The organism is Mesorhizobium sp. M1D.F.Ca.ET.231.01.1.1 (genome assembly GCF_003999155.2).
Taxonomy (GTDB): domain Bacteria; phylum Pseudomonadota; class Alphaproteobacteria; order Rhizobiales; family Rhizobiaceae; genus Mesorhizobium.
The window spans coordinates 31,329-49,267 of the sequence record NZ_RZOZ02000002.1 but is presented as its reverse complement, the minus strand read 5'-3'; the positions used below and the strand labels follow the sequence as shown (position 1 = coordinate 49,267).

Genomic DNA, 17,939 nt, shown 5'->3' with positions numbered 1-17,939 from the left:
TCTTCCCGCATCAATCAAGTTAAGATTGATTAAGGCCCGACGGCTGAAGAATCGATTAGTGCGGCTGCAACCGAGGCGTGTCTTTCAGGTTGTGGTCGCCGGCGGCGAAGCGGCCGTCATTCAACGCGTACCGTCACCACGAGCGCGTCGTGATCGGCGGTCGGGCTGCCGTCGGGCAACAGCGCCGGCAAAGTGGCCGGCTTGGAGGCCGCGAGGCCGCGGGTGAAGAACCAGTCGATGCGGCCGACCGGCGTCGGATCGCCTGCTGCTCGGCGCTGGGTCGGCCGGTCGAGCGTGTTGGCATCGCGCCAGCGGTAACCGCGTTCGGCAAGCAGCTGGAACAGCGGTTCGCGGCGCTCGACGTCGATCAGCCGGTCGGGCTCGGCGGCGATCCGCGCGCGCCATGCGGCCGGGTCGTCGTGCCGTTCCTCATGGGTCGCGGTCAGTGTGTTGAAATCGCCGCCGATCAGCACCGGCGCATCCGCATCATATTTGTCGACGGCGTCGAGGAGGTGGCGTGTCTGGTCCGCACGCCCGGTGGGATCGATGCGGTTTTCGAGATGCACCGAGACGACGGTCACCCGGCGCTCGCCGAGCAGCACCTGGCCGCCGATCGCCATGCGTCCACCGATGCGCGGCTGGCCGCGTTCGGGCCGGAACCAGCCGCCGGCGGCATCCAGACGAATGAGGATTGGGCGCCTGAGCGGCACGGCGCTGGTCACGGCGTTGCCGTGGAAGCCTTCCTCATTGCGGGCTTCGCGGGCCGCCGACTGCTCCGTCTCGTTGCCGGTGCCCAGCTCGACGAACTCGACGCCATAGGCAAAGGCATGGCCGAGCCGATCGCAAGCAGGCTCAACGGATGACCGTTGCCGGAGCGGGCCATGCCCTTGTCGACCTCCGTCAGCAGCACCACGTCCGGCGCCTGGGCGGCGATCGTCTCAGCGATCGCTTGGACATGGCGAAGCCGCTCCACATTCCAGGCCATCACCGTCAGGCTTTCACCGGCGCCGTCGCGGGACGTCCTGCCGCCGATCTCGATCTCGCCCAATGCCGGAATGGCCGCGGCGTGACGCATATGGGTGGCGCTGTCGCGCGGACCTTCCCGCATCGCCTGGCGTTCGGCCATCGGCACATGGGTCAATCGCGGGACAAGCATGTCATTCATCCAATTAGCCGGCATCCAATTTAGCCGGTTAAGCATAGCCGGTCTTTACGGCGCCTTTCGGCGCCCTAGCTTCCTAGACCGCCGATATGACGTTTTCATGCCGGCGCAATCGCCGAGGGGGAGGAGAGACTGGCTGTCCACAGGCCGCAAAGCCCACAACAGAACTGTCACATACCTTCTCTAAGAGAGCGGGCAAGGACTTGCGCAAAACCTTGTGAAACTGCCACTCAAGAGGGAAAAACCATGACCATCATCAAGCGGGGCCTCGCTGCCCTTGCCGCCGGCGCGCTCAGCTCCGCGCTTGCGGCACCCGCCTCCGCAGAGCCGGTGAAATTCGATTTCTGGTTCGGCCTGTCGGGCGATCTCGCGCGCGTCGTCGACACGCTGTGCAAGAACTTCAACGCCTCGCAGTCCGACTATGAAGTGGTCTGCACCAGCCAGGGCAATTACGACGCCACGCTGCAGAACACGATCGCCGCCTTCCGTGCCGGCAAGCAGCCCACCGTCGTCCAGGTCTATGACGTCGGCACCGCCACCATGATGCTGTCGGGCGCCTACAAGCCCGCGGACAAGCTGATGGAGGAAAACGGCTACAAGATCGACTACAGCGACTATTTCCCCGGCATCGCCCGCTACTACGCGACGTCGAAGGGCGAGATGCTGTCCTTCCCGTTCAACTCCTCGACGGCGCTGATGTACTGGAACAAGGACGCCTTCGCCAAGATCGGCAAGACCGAGGCGCCGAAGACCTGGGAAGACGTCGGCGCCGACCTCAAGGCGCTGAAGGACGCCGGCTATGATTGCCCGATGGCGATCAACATCTCTGGAAATGAAAGCTGGCAGTTGATGGAGCAGTTCTCGGCCATCCACAACCAGCCGATCGCCACCAAGAACAACGGCTATGACGGCCTCGACGCCCGCCTGGAGGTGAACAAGACCAAGTTCGTCCAGTACGTCACGGACCTGAAGAAGTGGTATGACGACGGCCTGATCAAGATCAAGTCGAAGGATCTCGGCCAGGACATGGTGCAGGCCTTCGCCACCGGCACCTGCCAGGTCATCATGAGCTCGGTCGGCGACCACGGCACGGTCGGCAAGACCAAGAAGGAAGGCATGAACTGGGATGTCGCCGAGCTGCCGGTCTATGCCGGCACCGAGCGCAAGAACTCGCTGGTCGGCGGCGCTTCGCTGTGGGTGCTGTCCGGCAAGTCGGACGCCGAATACAAGGGCGCGGCCGCCTTCCTCAACTTCATCCACGACCCCAAGACCGCCTTGTTCTGGTCGACCAACACCGGCTACATTCCGGTGACGAAGTCGGGCTTCGAGTACATGAAGTCCAGCGGTTTCTACGACAAGGCGCCCTATAAGGGCCGTGAGGTGGCGATCGCCAGCCTCACCGCCTCGGAGCCGACCGAGATCACGCGCGGCATCCGGCTCGGCAACTTCACCCAGATCCGCGCCGAGTTCGGCACACAGATGCAGGCGATCTTCGCCAACAAGGAAAGCGTGCAGGACGGCATCGACGCGCTGGTCAAGAACGGCGACGCCATCCTCGACCGCTTCCAGCAGACCTACCCGAACAAGACGCTGCCCTGATTTCAGGCATTTGCCAGCCGCCCGCCGAGAATCGACGGGCGGCTATTCACATAGGTTCTTGATTGCGCATGTCTTTGTCCCGAAACCGGTTCCCACTTTCGGGAGACATGCTTTAGTCTGTTCACGGCAAGGCGGGCTGGCGGTTCAACGGCGTCAGCGGATCGATGGAAAAACGCGTCACTTTCGGTAGATGGACGATCGGCATCCTGTTCGCGGTGCCGCAGTTGATCCTGATCTTCACCTTCTTCTATTGGCCGGCCGGGCAGGCGGTCTACTGGTCGCTGACGCTGCAGCAGCCCTGGGGCGGCGGCAACATCTGGGTCGGGCTCGACAATTTCCGCTCGATCCTCGCCAATGCCGATTACTGGAACTCGATCACCGCCAGCCTGACCTTTGCTGCAATCAGCACCGGCCTTGCGATGGTCATCGCGCTGGTGCTCGCCACCTTGACCGACCGGCAGCTTGCCGGCTCACGTCTCTACCGCGTCGTGCTGATCTGGCCCTACGGCATCGCAGCGCCAGCGCTGGCGCTGGCGTTCCGCTTCATCCTGGCCCCGGAAGCCGGTTTCATGGCCGCCGTCAACAAGTTCTGGCCGGGCTTCTGGGACCCCGGCCTCGACGGCGCCGACGCCATGGCCTCCGTCATCATCGCGTTCTCCTGGAAATATGTCGGCTACAATTTCATCTTCTTCCTCGCCGCGCTGCAGGCGATCCCGCGCTCGCTGATCGAGGCGGCGGCGATGGACGGTTCGGGTGTCGTCCGGCGCTTCTGGGACATCCAGTTTCCGCTGATCACGCCGACGATCTTCTTCCTCCTGGTCATCAACATCACCGAGAGCTTCCAGGACTCCTTCGGCATCGTCGACATCATGACCTCCGGCGGTCCGGCGAACGCCACCAACCTGATGGTCTACAAGATCTATTCCGACGGCTTCAGGGGCCTCGATTATTCGGGCGCCGCGGCGCAGAGCATCATCCTGATGCTGCTCATCATCCTGCTCACCATCGTCCAGTTCCGCTTCATCGAGCGGCGCGTGCATTATCGCTGAGGCGGCCATGGTCGAGCGCACCCCGATCCTCAACTTCTTCACGCATCTGATTTTGTTCGCCGGCTTCGTTTTCTGCGTGGCCCCATTCGTCATCGTGGCGATCGCGGCCTCGCATAATCTGAAGGACGTCAACGACGTGCCGATGTCGCTGCTGCCGGGCAGCGACTTCTGGATCAACATCAAGACGGCCTGGACGACAGCCGACCTCGGCCCGAAGCTTCTCAACAGCTTCATCATGGCGGCGGGCGTTGCCGCCGGCAAAGTGATCATTTCAGCGCTCACCGCCTTCTCGATCGTCTATTTCCGCTATCCAGGGCGGACGCTGATCTTCTGGTTGATCTTCGTCACGCTGATGCTGCCGCTCGAAGTGCGCATCGTGCCGACCTATGCGGTGGTGGCCAACGTGCTTTCGCCCTATCAGGCGATCATGGACGTGACCGGACTCTCCTGGCTGATCGAGAAGATATCGGGCGTGCAGGTCTCGCTCAGCCTCGGGCTGCTCAATTCCTATACCGGCCTGATCATGCCGCTGATCGCCACGGCTACCGGCACCTTCCTCTACCGCCAGTTCTTCCTGACGGTGCCGGACGAACTGACCGAAGCCGCGCGCATGGACGGCGCCGGAGCGCTGCGCTTCTTCATCGACATCCTCCTTCCGCTGTCGCGCAACAACATGGCGGCGCTCGGCACCATCATGTTCCTGTGGGCCTGGAATCAGTATCTGTGGCCGCTGCTCATCACCACGGATCAGTCGCATGCGACCGCGGTGACAGAGTTGAAGCAGCTCATTCCCAATGTCGGCGGCGCGCCGGAATGGCATATCGCCATGGCGGGCACGCTGATCGTGATGCTGCCGCCGCTGATCGTCGTCGTGCTGATGCAGCGCTGGTTCGTGCGCGGCCTCATCGCCACCGAAAAATAAGGAGACAAAAAATGGCCTCCATCACCATCCGCGACGTCAGGAAGAGCTACGCCAAGATGCAGGTCGTGCACGGCGTCGATCTCGACATCGCGTCGGGCGAGTTCGTCGTCATCCTCGGGCCGTCAGGCTGCGGCAAGTCCACGCTGCTTCGCATGATCGCCGGGCTGGAGGAGATCTCCGGCGGCACGATCGCCATCGACGGCGCGGTGGTCAACAAACTCGAGCCGCGCGAGCGCGGCTGCGCCATGGTGTTCCAGAACTACGCGCTCTATCCGCATATGAGCGTCGCCCAGAACATCGGCTATTCGCTCAAGGTGGCAGGCGTTCCGGCAGCCGAACGCGCCCGGCGCATCCAGGCCGTCGCCCGCATCCTGGAGCTCGAGCACCTGCTCGACCGCAAGCCGATGGCGCTTTCCGGCGGCCAGCGCCAGCGCGTCGCCATGGGCCGCGCCATGATCCGCGAGCCCAAGGTTTTTCTTTTCGACGAACCGCTCTCCAACCTCGACGCCAAGCTGCGCGTGCAGATGCGCTCGGAAATCCGCAAGCTGCACCGGCGCCTCAGCGCCACCTCGGTCTTCGTCACGCACGATCAGGTTGAGGCGATGACGCTGGCCGACCGGCTGGTGGTGATGAATGGCGGCCGCGTCGAGCAGGTCGGCACACCGGCGCAAGTCTACAGCCGTCCGGCGAGCCGCTTCGTGGCGACCTTCGTCGGCGCGCCGGCCATGAACATGCTCGAAGGCGAGGTCACGCTCGAAGGCCTGTCGCTGCTCGGCGGCGGCCGCAAGCTCAACGTATCGCGCGCGGGTCTTCCCGTGGGCTCGAAGGTTGCGGTCGGCGTCCGGCCCGAGGCCGTGCGCATGGTAGCGCCGGGCACGCCCGGCGCGCTCGCCGCAACGGTCGATCTGGTCGAAGAGCTCGGCGCCGGCCGGGTCGTCTATGTCGATCTCGACGGCGCGCCGTTCTCGGTGGTCACCTCCGAGACCGTGCATCCAGAGCCTGGCAGCGCGATCGGCCTGCAGTTCGCGGAGAGCGACCTGCATTTCTTCTCATCGGAGACCGGAAGCCGGCTCGACGTGTTCAAGGCCTCGGTGCCGGAGCCTGCACTCTAAGGGCGGTCCTTGCACGGCCGGCTTTGCAAAATTGATCGAGGGTTCAGGGAATGAAGATCATTCAGGTCACCGACGTCCATCTCGGTCGTCAGCGCGAGGTACGATTTGGCGCGAACCTGAATGAGCGGCTCGATCGTTGCATCGACCACATCAACGCCCGCAATGGCGATGCGACGCTCTGCGTCTTCACTGGTGACCTGACCGACGACGGCGAGGCCGAGAGCTATGCCGACCTGAAATCGGCGCTGAGCCGGCTCACCGTGCCGTACCGGCTGCTGCCCGGAAACCACGACCGGCGCGCCAATCTGGTCGCCGCCTTCCCGGAAAACGGAACCGACGCCAATGGCTTCGTGCAATCGCTCTTCGAGACGCCGGAGGGCCGGCTGGTGTTTATCGACAGCCTGGCAGAAGGCCGCGTCACGGGAGAGCTGTGCGACGACCGGCTTGCCTGGTTGGACGCGCGGCTCGCCGAGGCGGCGGGCAACCCCGCCTATCTCTTCCTGCACCATCCGCCGGTGGAACTCGGCCTGACGATTCTCGATCCGCTCGGCCTTGAGCAGCCGCAGCGGCTCATCGACATGCTGACGCGCCACGGCAATGTCCGCTATATCTTCTTCGGCCATGTCCATCGCGACATCGCCGGTACGGTCGCCGGCATTCCGTTTTCGGCGCAGCGCGGCCTGCATGCCCGCTTCATGCTCGACCTGGTCGGCGAGGAAGTGGTCGAGCAGGCGCCGCCCGCCTATTCGATCATCCTGATCGACGGCCAGCGGGTCGTCATCCATAGCCACGATTTCCTGGAGCAATGGCCACTCTGGTCGCCGGCGACAGGCGAGCGGGTGCGGTAGAGCAACCGCGCCCAGCCTGCGTTCAGGCAAACACATGCGCCTTGCCGGTGACGGTGAGGCGCACGATCTCGCCGACAGACGGGGCATCCATGCCTGTCTTGCGTAGGATGAGCGGCGTGTTGCCGATCGCGGCCGCATCCGGCGGATCGGGGCTGTTGAGCAGCCGCACCGCGACAGTGCAGGCCGAACCCGCGAATTCGGAGTCCGTCACTTCGCCGAACAGCATGTCCGGTGTTCCCGACATGCCTTCGCGCGAGGTTCGCTTGAGGACCACCTGCTCGGGCCTGAGCATGATGCGGGCGACATCGCGCCGCTCGGCGGTGTCGACGGCGATGCGGCCGAGCGGCGAGATGGCGAAGCCGTCGGCGATCCTGGCCGGCACGATGATCGCGTCGCCGAGGAACTCGGCGACCATCCTGTCCTTGGGCTGGAAATAGAGCTCGCGCGGCGTGCCGACCTGCGAGAACAGGCCGTCGCGCATGACGGCCACCTGGCTGGCGAAGGACAGCGCCTCGGCCTGGTCGTGGGTGACCAGGATGGTGGTGATGCCTGCCTCCTCCAGAAGTTCGGCCACCGCCTTTCGCATCGAGGCGCGCAGGCCGGTGTCGAGCGCTGAGAACGGCTCGTCGAGCAGCATCAGCCGGGGTTTCATCGCCATGGCGCGGGCGAGCGCGACGCGCTGCTGCTGGCCGCCGGAAAGCTCGTGCGGCCGGCGCTTCAGGATCGCCTTGTCCAGCCCGACGATATAGGCGAGCTCGATAATGTGCTCTGCGCGCTTCTCGGCGCTTCGGGGCATGCCGAAGCCGATATTGTCGGCGATGGTGAGATGCGGGAACAGGGCGCCGTCCTGCGCCACCACGCCGATGCCGCGGCGATGCGCCGGCACGGCCGCGCCGCCATTGGCGAGCACCTTGCCGTCGAGCGCGATGCGGCCGCTGTCAGGCGCCTCGAAGCCGGCGATCAGCCTCAGCAAGGTGGTCTTGCCGCAGCCGGAGGGTCCGACGATCGCGGTGCGGCTGCCGCTTTCGACGGTGAGGTCGACGCCGGCCAGCGCCGCCACCTTGCCGTAGTATTTCGCCACGCCGTTGAGTTCGAGGAAGCTCATCGTCCCGCCATCCGCTTCGACTGGACATAGAGCACCCAGGTCATCGGCAGCGACATCGCCACCATGATCAGCGCATAGGGGGCGGCGGAGGCGTAGTCGATCTCGCCGCTGTAGGACCAGAACGCCATCGCCAGCGTGCGGGTGCCGTTCGGCGCCAGCATCTGGGTGGCGGTCAGTTCATTGGTGATGCCGAGCGCCACCATCGCCATGCCGGCCGCCGCACCCGGCGCCGACAGCCGGATCGTCGTCGACCACAGCGCCTTGAGCGGCGCCCGGCCCAGGCTCGAGGCGGCGCGCTCGAGCTCCACCGGCGCCTGCGCGACCGAAGCGCGCAGGCTGACAAGCGCGCGCGGCAAAAACATCAGCGCATAGCCGAAAAGGATGGTGAAGAGCGTCTGATAGAGCGGCAAGGCGATGCGCACGGTGATGGTGACCAGCGCCAGCGCGATGACGACACCGGGCAGCGAGCCGACGATGTAGTTGCAGCTCTCGAGCAGGCGCTGCAGACGGCCCGGCGCGCGGATCGAGATCCAGGCCATCGGCATCGCGGCGATCGTGGCAAGCAGCGCGCCGGCGACGGCGAGGAACAGCGTCTGGCCGAGCGCCAGGCCGATCTCGTCCCAACGCCAGACATCCGCGCCGCCGGCGAGCAGCCAGCGGCCGACGGTGACGAACGGCACGCCGAGCGCGAGCAGCGCGGTGACGGCGGGCAAAAGCAGGCAAGGCAGCGTGGCGCGGCCGAGGCTGGCGCGCTGCTGCTGGCGCGCGGCGCCGGAGCCGACGCGCGCATAACGCTCCTCGCCGCGCACGATCACTTCCACGCCAAGCAGCACGAAGCAGCAGGCGACCAGCACGGCGGCAAGCATGTTGGCCGCCGGGCCGTTGAAGGTCGACTGGAACTGGTCGACGATCGCGGTCGTGAAGGTGTCGAAGCGAATGAAGACATAGAGGCCGTATTCGGCAAGCAGGTGCAGGCCGACCAGCAGCGAACCGCCGCAGATGGCGAGCCGCAATTGCGGCAGCACGACGCGCGCGAAGACCCGCCAGGGCCCGAGGCCAAGCGCGGCCGCCGCGTCCTCCAGCGCCGGGTCGAGCCGGCGCAGCGCGGCCGCGATCGGCAGATAGAGGAACGGGAAATAGGCGATGACGGAGACCAGCACGCCGGCCCAGAGCCCGTGCAGGCCGGGCACAAGGCTGATCCAGGCATAGCTGTGGACGAAGGCCGGGATGGCGAGCGGCGCCACCGACAGCCACGACCAGAGGCGATTGCCGGGCAGGTCTGAGCGCTCGGTCAGCCAGGCGAGCGCCACCGACAGCACGATGGCGATCGGGACGGTCACGACGACAAGCAGGATGGTGTTGACCAGAAGATCGCCGACGCGCGGCCGGAAGATCAGCGCGATCACGGTTTCCCAACCGGTCTGGATCGCGGTCCAGACGATGAAGGCGAGCGGCAGCAGCGCGATCAGCGAGACGAGGGCGGCGGCAAGCGTGATCCACGACGTGGACCGCTGGCTCTGCCTTGCGGCAGCCGTCGGGCCTGAGGGCGTGAGGTCGATCGCGGATGCCATCAGAGGCAATGCTTCTCCGGGCTCGACGGACGCAGGCGATCCGATGAACCGCTGATGCGGCCGGATAGGCAGCTGATCGTCATCGACGAGGCCATCTCCAAAACAAAAGCGCTCCCGCGGAAAGCGAATTCCCGCAGGAGCACGGTCGGTGTCCTTTTAGGACGAACGCGAACTAAAGCAAGCCGGCTTGCGTCATCAGGTCGATGACCTTCTTGGAGTTCAGCATCGCCGGATCGACCTTGGGCGCCTGCAGGTCGGCGAGCGGCACCAGCTTCGGGTTGGACCCGGCGCCCTTGCCGACCGCGTATTCATAGGATGTGCCGGTCTTCAGCACTTCCTGGCCGCCCTTGCCAGTGACCCACTTCAAGAACGCCTGCGCCTCTTTCTGATGCTTGCTCGAGGCCAGCACGCCGCCGCCGGAGATCGACACGAACGCGCCCGGATCCTGGTTCTTGAAATAGTGCAGGCCGATATTCTTGCTGTTTTCGCCGGTCTTGGCCTGATCGCCGAAATAGTAGTAGTGGTAGATCACGCCGCCTTCGATCTCGCCGGCATTGACCGCCTTCATGACCGTGCTGTTGCCCTTGTAGGCGGTGAAGTTGTCCTTCATCGCCTTCAGCCAGTCGGCGGTTGCGGCTTCACCCTTGAGCTGGACCAGGGCGCCGACGATGGCCTGGAAATCGGCGCCGGACGGCGATGCCGCCCAGCGGCCCTTCCAGCTCGGATCGGCGAGGTCGAGCAGCGACTTGGGCAACTGGTCTTCCTTCAGCTTGTCCTTGTTATAGGCAAAGACGGTGCTGCGCGCGGCGACGCCCACCCACTTGCCGCTCGAAGGCTGGTATTCCTGCGGCACCTGCGCCAGCGTCTCGGCATCGACCGGCGCGAACAACCCGGCCGCCTCGACAAGCGCCATCGCCGGCGAATTCTCGGTCAGGAACACGTCGGCCGGCGAGGCGGCGCCTTCGGCGACGATCTGGTTGGAGAAATCGCTGTCGCCGCCATTGCGCAGCGTCACCTTGATGCCGGTTTCCTTGGTGAAGCCCTTCGCCCATTCCTTGGCCAGGCTCTCATGCTGGGCGTTGTAGACGATGATGCCGGCATCCTCGGCCAGGGCCGGCCCGGCGATCAGGCTCGCCGTCAGCGCAACGGCGCCGGCAAGGGTGGAAAGAGCATATTTCATGGCATGGTCCTCAAAACTTGAGACAGGGGTTCGGGCTCGGACGCACCTATCAATACCTGATCAGGATAGTCAACATTCAGACCCTGCTTCAATCGGTCGCCGTGCCGCAAACTTTCGTGATTTTCCGGTACTTTGGCTTGGACATTATTTCGTTGGCCACGTAACAAACCAGGGCCGAGGCGCGAACATCGGGGGTAAACTCTTGTGACCGGCAAGGACGAAGCCGAGCTTTCCCGGCTGCTCAGGGCCGCGATCGCCGGAGACGAAAAGGCTTATGCCGACTTTCTTCGCCGGATAGCCGCCCTCGTCCGCGGTTTCGTCCGGCGCAAGATCGTTCAGGGCGGGGTCGACCCCGAGGATGTCGTGCAGGAAACCTTGGTGGCCATTCACGTCAAACGGCACACGTGGCGAGAAGACGCGCCGGTGCTGCCATGGGTCTATGCGATCGCCCGCTTCAAGCTGATCGACGCGTTCCGCCGGCGCGGCCGACGCATCGAGGTCGAGATCGACGAGATCGCCGAGACCTTCGCCGAGCCGGAAGCGGAGACGGTCAGCGAGCGCGACATAAACCGGGCCCTCGACGGCCTGCCGCCTTCGCAGCGCTCCGTGGTTTCGGCGATTTCGGTCGATGGCCGCTCGATCGGCGAGACGGCGGCCAAGCTCGGCATCAGCGAGACGGCGGTGCGCGTCTCGCTGCATCGCGGCCTTGCCGCGATCGCCAAAAGGTTCGGACGACAGTGACATGAGAACCGAGGACCTCATCAAGGCGCTCGACGCCGATGCCAGCAGCAAGGCGATGCCGCTCGGCCTGGCCTGGTGGCTGGCCATCGGCGTGGCGGTGGCGGTTGCGGCGCTGGTCTTCTTCATGACCATCGGCCCGCGCCCCGACATCATGCCGGCCATGCACACGATGCGCTTCATGTCGAAGTTCGTCTTCACCCTGGCGCTCACGGCCAGCGCCTTCCGCCTGATCAGGGTGCTGTCGACGCCCGGTGCGGCGGGCAGGCGCGCCAAACTATGGATGCTCGCCGCGCCCGCGCTCGTCGTGCTCGCCGTGGTCCTTGAGCTTCTCGTCGTGCCGGAGGCCGACTGGGGGCGCCGCCTCGTCGGCACGAACATGATGATCTGCATGAGCTTCATCCCGCTGATCGGCATCGGACCTCTGGCGGTCTTCCTCGGCATGCTGCGCTATGGCGCGCCGACGCGGCCGGTGCTGGCCGGCGCGGTCGCGGGCCTGCTGGCAGGCGGCTTGGCGGCGACCTTCTATGCCGCGCATTGCTTCGACGATTCGCCACTGTTCGTCGCCACCTGGTACACGATCGCGATCGCGTTTCTCACCGCGCTCGGCGCGCTTGGCGGGCGGTTTTTCGTCCGCTGGTAGGATTGCACACCGATCCTTCGGTACAGTTTGGAAACAGTACCTTAATCATGCCGGCAATTGTTTGCCGGTTAGCGGAACGCTCGCCGCCGCTTGTGCAACCATTCCTTAAAATCGATCCGCCAGGGTTGTGGCGACGTGCAGTTGCGCATTGGGTGGGATCGCATTGTGGCGTGGTTGAGTTGGAAAGGTCCGCGGGCCGGCAAGCGCGCTGTGCTCGCCTTGATGGGAGCTGGGCTGCTTAGCCTGACGGCATCGGTCCTGTTGCCGGCGCTGGAGCTCGGTTCGGAGGCGCTGAAGCTCTGCCTGCAGCTATCTGTCGCCGTCACGGCCGTGACGCTGTTTGTCTCGGCGCTGTCCATCCGCAAGATCATCGACGACCGCCGGCAGATCGCCGAAAGCGAGCAGCGCTTTCGCCGCGCGATGGAAGATTCGGCGATCGGCGTCGCCATCGTCGGCCTCGATGGCCGCATCGTTCAGACCAATCCCGCCTTCGCCGCGATGCTCGGCTACAGCCGGGCGGAAATCGAGGCGCTGACCTTCTTCCAGATCACGCATCCCGACGATCTGCAGATCGGCCGTGAGACGATGATCGCGCTGAAGGAGGGAAAGATCGATTCCTTCCATTTCGAGAAGCGCTACCTCAAGAAGGACGGCACCCCCGTCTGGGCGCAGCTTGCCGGCTCGGTCATCCGCGAAGAGGAGACGCGTCGCCCTCTCTACCTTGTGTCGCAGATCGAGGACATCGATGCGCGCAAACAAGCCGAAGCGCGCATCGCCGAAGCCGAAACGCGCTGGAACTTCGCGCTGACCAGCGCCGGACAAGGCGTCTGGAGCCTCGACATGCGCAAGGGCGGCTCGATCTACTCCGAGACCTGGGTCAGGATGCTGGGCTATGACGATGGCGAGCTGGACGGCGATCCCGACCGCTGGCTGACGATGATCCACCCGGACGACCGCGAGCGCGTTGCGGACGCGGACCGGGCGCATCTTGCCGGCGAGACGGCCTTCTTCGAGGCCGAGTTCCGGATGCGACACAAGGACGGTCATTGGGTCTGGATCCTCGACCGCGGCAAGGCGATCGAACGCGACGGCGAAGGCCGGCTGATACGGGCCATCGGCAGCCTGACCGACATCACCCAGCGCAAGCAAGCCGAAGAACGGCTCCGGGTTTCCGCGGCCATGCTGGCCGACGAGAAGGAGCGGCTCAGGGTCACGCTGCAGTCGATCGGCGACGCGGTGATCTGCACCGACGCCGCCAACCGCATCACCTTCATGAATCCGGTCGCCGAAAAGCTGACCGGCGTTGCTGCCGGTGAGGCGCTGGGCGAGGTGCTTGGCCATGCCTATTGGCCGGTCGACGAGGAAAGCGGGCAGAGGATCGGTCTGACGCGGCCTTCGGCGGGCAGCCGTCTTCACGGCGACCAGAACACCCGCGCCGTTCTCGTCCGGCGCGACGACACCCGCTGCAGCATTCGCCAAATGGTGTCGCCGATCATGAACGACCGCAACGAGTTCTGCGGGCTGGTCATCGTCTTCCAGGACTTCACCGACGCGCGCGCCCTGCAGCGCCAGCTGGCCTACGCTGCGGCGCACGACGCGCTGACCGGGCTCGCCAACCGCTCCAGCTTCATCCTCACGATGGAGGAACTGGTCGATCAGTGCCGTCTCACCGGCGGCGAGCACCAGTTCATGTTCGTCGACCTCGATCATTTCAAGGCGGTCAACGACACTGGCGGCCATGCCGCCGGCGATGCATTGCTGAAGCGCGTCGCAGACGTCATCCGCCACGCGCTCGGGCCGGAAGACATCGTCGCCCGCATCGGCGGCGACGAGTTCGCCGTCATCCTGAAATCGGGGGCGCCGGCGCGAGCGGCGATCGCGGCGCGCTCCATCATCGATGCCATCCGCAAGCTGAGCTTCAGTTGGGACGGCCGTGCGCATTCGATCGGCGCCAGCATCGGGCTGGCGCCGATCCGCGCCGGCTGCGGCGAAGTGGACGAGATCATCGCCCGCGCCGACGCCGCCTGTTATGCAGCCAAGGCGGCCGGACGCGGTTGCGTTTCGGCGGCCCCGGACGAGGACGTCAGGGATGAGACCGTGACGGCGCTTGCCGCGGCGTCCTGAGCTTCAGTCGAGAAAGTTCAGCGCGTCGGCACCGGATGGTCGCCGCGATAGTCGTAGAAACCGCGGCCGGTCTTGCGGCCAAGCCAGCCGGCCTCGACATATTTCACCAGCAGCGGGCAGGGGCGGTACTTCGAGTCCGACAGGCCCTCATGCAGCACCTGCATGATCGACAGGCAGGTGTCCAGGCCGATGAAGTCGGCAAGCTGCAACGGTCCCATCGGATGGTTGGCGCCGAGCCGCATCGCCGTGTCGATGGCGTCGACCGTGCCGACGCCCTCATAGAGCGTGTAGATCGCCTCGTTGATCATCGGCAGCAGGATGCGGTTGACGATGAAGGCCGGGAAATCCTCCGAAACGGTGATCGTCTTGTCGAGCCGGTTAACGAATGCCTTGGCGGCCTCGAAGGTCTGGTCCTCCGTGGCGATGCCGCGCACCAGCTCGACCAGCTTCATCACCGGCACCGGATTCATGAAATGTATGCCGATGAAGCGCTCCGGCCGGTCGGTCTGAGCCGCGAGTCGGGTTATCGAGATCGAGGAGGTGTTGGTTGCGAGAATCGCTTCCGGATTGAGCTGCGGGCAGAGCTGGGCGTAGATCTTGCGCTTGACCGTCTCGTCCTCGGTCGCCGCCTCGATGACGAGGTCGGCCGCGGCGAGATCGGCCATGGCGGCGGCCGACGAGATGCGTGCCATCGCCTCGTTGCGCGCCTTCTCCTCGAGCTTCCCGGAGCCGACCTGGCGGGCCATGTTGCCGCTGACGGTGGCGATGCCCTTCTCGATGCGGTCGGACGAGATGTCGTGGATCAGAACCTTGTAGCCGGCCAGCGCCGAGACATGGGCGATACCGCCACCCATTTGGCCCGCGCCGACAATACCGATCGTCTCGATCTTGCTCATTACCCCGATCCCGTCTGAAGCCTCTCCGCTTCTGCGAAGCACGGAAACGCTTCTTTTTGTTTCTCGTAATTCCGAACGGAAAACCGCCACGCGCTTTTCCCGGAATTGCTTTTTTAAGCCATCGCGGCCTGCTTTTTGTGCAGTGCAAACTAAAAGGGCGGGGCGACTTCGTCTACCCCACCCTTCGGATTTTAATATGCCAGAGTTGATGTCGTCAAAGCGCCTTTTGCAGCTCCGGCAGGATGACGAAAAGATCGCCGACGAGGCCGTAGTCGGCAACCTGGAAGATCGGCGCTTCCTCGTCCTTGTTGATGGCGACGATGACCTTCGAATCCTTCATGCCGGCCAGGTGCTGGATGGCGCCGGAGATGCCGACGGCGATGTAGAGGTCGGGGGCGACCACCTTGCCGGTCTGGCCGACCTGCCAGTCGTTCGGGGCGTAGCCGGCGTCGACCGCGGCCCGGCTTGCGCCGACGGCCGCGCCGAGCTTGTCGGCGACGGGCAGGATCACTTCCTGGAACTTTTCCGACGAGCCGAGCGCGCGGCCGCCCGAGATGATGATCTTGGCCGAGGTCAGCTCCGGACGGTCGTTCTCGGAGAGCTTGTTCTCGACGAAGGAGGAGAGGCCGGGGTTCGCGGCGGCGTTCACCGTCTCGACCGAAGCCGCGCCGCCCTCGGGCGCGGCCGAGAAGGAGGCGGTGCGCACCGTGATGACCTTCTTGGCGTCGGTCGACTGCACGGTCTGGATGGCGTTGCCGGCATAGATCGGCCGCTTGAAGGTGTCGGGCGAGACCACCTCGATGATCTCCGACACCTGCGCGACGTCGAGCAGGGCCGCGACGCGCGGCGCGACGTTCTTGCCGGCCGAGGTGGCCGGCGCGACGATCGCGTCATAGGAGCCGGCGAGCGACACCGCGAGCGCGGCCAGCGGTTCCGCCAGGCGCTCGGAGAGCTCATCGGCTTCGGCGAGCAGCACCTTGCGAACGCCCTTCAGCTTGGCAGCGGCGTCGGCAGCGGCCTTGGCGCCCTTGCCGGCGACCAGCACGTCGACGTCGGAGCCGATCTGCACGGCCGCCGACAGCGCCTTGGCGGTCTGGTCGGAAAGGGTAGCGTTGTCGTGTTCGGCGATGAGGAGAATTGCCATTTTCCTGTTCCTTTCCTGACCGCTTCAGAGCACGCCGGCTTCGTTCTTGAGCTTCTCGACGAGCTCGGCGACGCTCTTGACCTTGACGCCCGCCTTGCGGCCGCCGGGTTCCTCGGTCTTGATCACCTTGAGGCGCGGCTTGACATCGGCGCCGTAGTCGGCCGGGCTTTTCTCGTCGAGCGGCTTCTTCTTGGCCTTCATGATGTTGGGCAGCGAGGCATAGCGCGGCTGGTTGAGGCGGAGGTCGGCGGTGACGATCGCCGGCATCTTCAGCTCCACCGTCTGCAGGCCGCCGTCGACCTCGCGCGTCACCTTGGCATGATCGCCGGCGAGCTCAACCTTCGAAGCGAAGGTGCCCTGGGCCCAGCCAAGCAGCGCCGCCAGCATCTGACCGGTCTGGTTGGAATCGTCATCGATGGCCTGCTTGCCGAGGATGACGAGGCCGGGTTGCTCGGCCTCAACCACGCCCTTCAGAACCTTGGCGACGCCGAGCGGCTCGGTCTGCTCGTCGGTCTTGACCAGGATGGCGCGGTCGGCGCCCATGGCAAGCGCGGTGCGGAGCGTCTCCTGTGCCTGCTGCGGGCCGATCGACACGACGATGATCTCCTCGGCCTTGCCGGCTTCCTTGATCCGGATCGCTTCCTCGACGGCGATCTCGTCGAACGGGTTCATCGCCATCTTGACGTTGGCAAGCTCCACGCCCAACCCGTCGGCCTTGACCCGGACCTTGACGTTCGCATCCACAACCCGCTTCACGGGCACAAGGATCTTCATTTTCCTGTCACCTCTCCTGAGATAGTCGGGCGCGCTATAGCAGTGTACGCCTTGTCAGAGTTGTCGAAAGCCGACATTCCGGGCGGAATTCTGGTCTTCGACCGCCAAGAACCTGTTCCACCCCGATCTTTCGATTGTGCATGACCTTTTCCGAAAACCGGTTCCCACTTTTCGGGATCATGCCCAGGGTGGCGTTTCCGTAGTGGCGGCAATCCGGCGCGTCAATATGCACGACGCACTCAAATCGGTTCAGTCCCGAGGTGACGCGGCGCCGCGGCCCCATTGCGGCGCCGGCTGCGCCGGCGTTTCGGGCGTTGCCCCGGACTCGGTCGGAACGGGGACCTGCTGGACATTCGGCGTCGGCTCCGGCTCGCCGTCGGCGCCGGCAAGCAGCGGCACGCCGCGGCTGCGCAGCACCAGGACCAGGACGGCGCCGGCAATGATGCCGCCGATATGGCAGGCCCAGGAAATCTGGTCCTCGCCGCCGGCGGCAAACATCACGATCTGGAACACGATCCAGAGGATCAGCGGGATGAAGGCGGGGATGCGCAGGGGAATACGGGCAAAAGCCAGCACCCACACCTTAACCCTCGGATAGAGGATCAGATAGGCCGCAACCACGCCGGCGATGGCGCCGGAGGCGCCGATCAGCGGCACCTGCGAATCCCAGCCCACCAACCCTTGAACGAAAGCGCCGGCCGCCGCGCAGGCGAGGTAGAAGATCAGGTAGCGGATATGGCCGAGCGCATCCTCGACATTGTCGCCGAACACCCACAGGAACAGCATGTTGCCGCCGAGGTGGAAGATGTCGGCATGCAGGAAGGAATAGCTGAGATAGCTGAGGCTTTCGGGAATGACGACGAATTCGGGCGACAGCTCGACCTTGTCATGGACCACCGATGGGATGAAGCCGAGGCCGAGCACCGCGGCGTTGGTGAAGCTTTCGCCGCCAAGCGTGGTCGCGAGATAGACCAGCGCGTTCGCCGCGATCAGCCCGATCGTCACATATTGCAGGCGGATGTGGCGCAGCCTGTTGGTGTCGTAGAGCGGGATGAACATCGGACCTTTCCGC

Annotated in this window: 17 protein-coding genes; 8 read left to right on the top strand and 9 right to left on the bottom strand. The window is 65.0% G+C overall.

The features are described from left to right. Positions 1-116 precede the first annotated feature (116 nt). Together EN874_RS34275 and EN874_RS34270 are read right to left on the bottom strand one after the other, a co-directional pair. Entirely contained in the window at positions 117-722 is a 606-nt protein-coding gene (locus tag EN874_RS34275) for a hypothetical protein (RefSeq protein ID WP_245513492.1), read from the bottom strand. Next, entirely contained in the window at positions 719-1,165 is a 447-nt protein-coding gene (locus EN874_RS34270) for a hypothetical protein (RefSeq protein ID WP_245513491.1), read from the bottom strand. The genes EN874_RS34275 and EN874_RS34270 overlap by 4 nt, the downstream gene beginning before the upstream one ends. A gap of 243 nt (positions 1,166-1,408) precedes the next feature. Here EN874_RS34270 and EN874_RS06665 point away from each other — a divergent pair, with 243 nt between their 5' ends. The 5 genes from EN874_RS06665 (at position 1,409) to EN874_RS06645 (ending at position 6,692) form a co-directional block, all read left to right on the top strand. Beyond that, positions 1,409-2,761: an extracellular solute-binding protein gene (locus tag EN874_RS06665; RefSeq protein WP_127426117.1), complete on the top strand. Its 1,353-nt coding sequence runs from the start codon at positions 1,409-1,411 to the stop codon at positions 2,759-2,761. 164 nt (positions 2,762-2,925) lie between these two features. Next, complete coding sequence (locus tag EN874_RS06660) at positions 2,926-3,810, top strand: sugar ABC transporter permease (protein ID WP_126087425.1); 885 nt, start codon at positions 2,926-2,928, stop codon at positions 3,808-3,810. Positions 3,811-3,817: 7 nt separating this feature from the next. Beyond that, entirely contained in the window at positions 3,818-4,732 is a 915-nt protein-coding gene (locus EN874_RS06655; protein WP_127426118.1) for an ABC transporter permease subunit, read from the top strand. An 11-nt stretch (positions 4,733-4,743) separates the two neighbouring features. Continuing rightward, positions 4,744-5,844, top strand: a complete 1,101-nt coding sequence (gene ugpC, locus EN874_RS06650; protein ID WP_127426119.1) for a sn-glycerol-3-phosphate ABC transporter ATP-binding protein UgpC — start codon at positions 4,744-4,746, stop codon at positions 5,842-5,844. A gap of 50 nt (positions 5,845-5,894) precedes the next feature. Beyond that, entirely contained in the window at positions 5,895-6,692 is a 798-nt protein-coding gene (locus tag EN874_RS06645) for a phosphodiesterase (RefSeq protein ID WP_127426120.1), read from the top strand. A gap of 22 nt (positions 6,693-6,714) precedes the next feature. Here EN874_RS06645 and EN874_RS06640 read toward each other — a convergent pair whose 3' ends face one another. The 3 genes from EN874_RS06640 to EN874_RS06630 form a co-directional block, all read right to left on the bottom strand. Next, positions 6,715-7,797: an ABC transporter ATP-binding protein gene (locus EN874_RS06640; protein ID WP_127426121.1), complete on the bottom strand. Its 1,083-nt coding sequence runs from the start codon at positions 7,795-7,797 to the stop codon at positions 6,715-6,717. Continuing rightward, the gene (locus EN874_RS06635; RefSeq protein WP_127426122.1) at positions 7,794-9,368 is read right to left on the bottom strand and encodes an iron ABC transporter permease; all 1,575 of its coding nucleotides are present in this window, start codon (positions 9,366-9,368) and stop codon (positions 7,794-7,796) included. The genes EN874_RS06640 and EN874_RS06635 overlap by 4 nt, the downstream gene beginning before the upstream one ends. Before the next feature lie 172 nt (positions 9,369-9,540). Then, a complete protein-coding gene (locus tag EN874_RS06630; RefSeq protein WP_127426123.1) occupies positions 9,541-10,548 on the bottom strand; it encodes an iron ABC transporter substrate-binding protein in 1,008 nt (335 codons plus the stop codon). A 204-nt stretch (positions 10,549-10,752) separates the two neighbouring features. Between EN874_RS06630 and EN874_RS06625 the strand changes: the two genes are divergently transcribed. From EN874_RS06625 to EN874_RS06615, 3 genes are all read left to right on the top strand, one after another. Further along, on the top strand, positions 10,753-11,289 hold the full coding sequence (locus EN874_RS06625; protein WP_127426124.1) for a sigma-70 family RNA polymerase sigma factor: 537 nt from the start codon (positions 10,753-10,755) through the stop codon (positions 11,287-11,289). 1 nt (position 11,290) lies between these two features. Further along, positions 11,291-11,929 (top strand): NrsF family protein, encoded by a 639-nt coding sequence (locus EN874_RS06620; protein ID WP_127426125.1) that lies wholly within the window; start codon positions 11,291-11,293, stop codon positions 11,927-11,929. 165 nt (positions 11,930-12,094) lie between these two features. Then, on the top strand, positions 12,095-14,053 hold the full coding sequence (locus tag EN874_RS06615) for a PAS domain S-box protein (RefSeq protein ID WP_245513490.1): 1,959 nt from the start codon (positions 12,095-12,097) through the stop codon (positions 14,051-14,053). A 17-nt stretch (positions 14,054-14,070) separates the two neighbouring features. On the opposite strand, the gene EN874_RS06610 is transcribed toward EN874_RS06615, so the two are convergent. The 4 genes from EN874_RS06610 to EN874_RS06595 form a co-directional block, all read right to left on the bottom strand. Further along, entirely contained in the window at positions 14,071-14,949 is an 879-nt protein-coding gene (locus EN874_RS06610) for a 3-hydroxybutyryl-CoA dehydrogenase (protein WP_126087434.1), read from the bottom strand. Positions 14,950-15,163: 214 nt separating this feature from the next. Then, positions 15,164-16,093, bottom strand: coding sequence for an electron transfer flavoprotein subunit alpha/FixB family protein (locus EN874_RS06605; RefSeq protein WP_127426126.1), 930 nt, complete (start codon positions 16,091-16,093; stop codon positions 15,164-15,166). Between the two features lie 24 nt (positions 16,094-16,117). Then, complete coding sequence (locus EN874_RS06600; protein ID WP_126087436.1) at positions 16,118-16,867, bottom strand: electron transfer flavoprotein subunit beta/FixA family protein; 750 nt, start codon at positions 16,865-16,867, stop codon at positions 16,118-16,120. A 249-nt stretch (positions 16,868-17,116) separates the two neighbouring features. Next, on the bottom strand, positions 17,117-17,926 hold the full coding sequence (locus tag EN874_RS06595) for a rhomboid family intramembrane serine protease (RefSeq protein WP_127426127.1): 810 nt from the start codon (positions 17,924-17,926) through the stop codon (positions 17,117-17,119). Between the last annotated feature and the right edge of the window lie 13 nt (positions 17,927-17,939).

Coding starts and splice junctions, on each gene's coding strand:
- EN874_RS34270 (WP_245513491.1), bottom strand. CDS start 1,165: ATGAATGACATGCTTGTCCCGCGATTGACCCATGTGCCGATGGCCGAA.
- EN874_RS06595 (WP_127426127.1), bottom strand. CDS start 17,926: ATGTTCATCCCGCTCTACGACACCAACAGGCTGCGCCACATCCGCCTG.
- EN874_RS06665 (WP_127426117.1), top strand. CDS start 1,409: ATGACCATCATCAAGCGGGGCCTCGCTGCCCTTGCCGCCGGCGCGCTC.
- EN874_RS06630 (WP_127426123.1), bottom strand. CDS start 10,548: ATGAAATATGCTCTTTCCACCCTTGCCGGCGCCGTTGCGCTGACGGCG.
- EN874_RS06640 (WP_127426121.1), bottom strand. CDS start 7,797: ATGAGCTTCCTCGAACTCAACGGCGTGGCGAAATACTACGGCAAGGTG.
- EN874_RS06655 (WP_127426118.1), top strand. CDS start 3,818: ATGGTCGAGCGCACCCCGATCCTCAACTTCTTCACGCATCTGATTTTG.
- EN874_RS06605 (WP_127426126.1), bottom strand. CDS start 16,093: ATGGCAATTCTCCTCATCGCCGAACACGACAACGCTACCCTTTCCGAC.
- ugpC (WP_127426119.1), top strand. CDS start 4,744: ATGGCCTCCATCACCATCCGCGACGTCAGGAAGAGCTACGCCAAGATG.
- EN874_RS06620 (WP_127426125.1), top strand. CDS start 11,291: ATGAGAACCGAGGACCTCATCAAGGCGCTCGACGCCGATGCCAGCAGC.
- EN874_RS06610 (WP_126087434.1), bottom strand. CDS start 14,949: ATGAGCAAGATCGAGACGATCGGTATTGTCGGCGCGGGCCAAATGGGT.
- EN874_RS06635 (WP_127426122.1), bottom strand. CDS start 9,368: ATGGCATCCGCGATCGACCTCACGCCCTCAGGCCCGACGGCTGCCGCA.
- EN874_RS06660 (WP_126087425.1), top strand. CDS start 2,926: ATGGAAAAACGCGTCACTTTCGGTAGATGGACGATCGGCATCCTGTTC.
- EN874_RS06600 (WP_126087436.1), bottom strand. CDS start 16,867: ATGAAGATCCTTGTGCCCGTGAAGCGGGTTGTGGATGCGAACGTCAAG.
- EN874_RS06645 (WP_127426120.1), top strand. CDS start 5,895: ATGAAGATCATTCAGGTCACCGACGTCCATCTCGGTCGTCAGCGCGAG.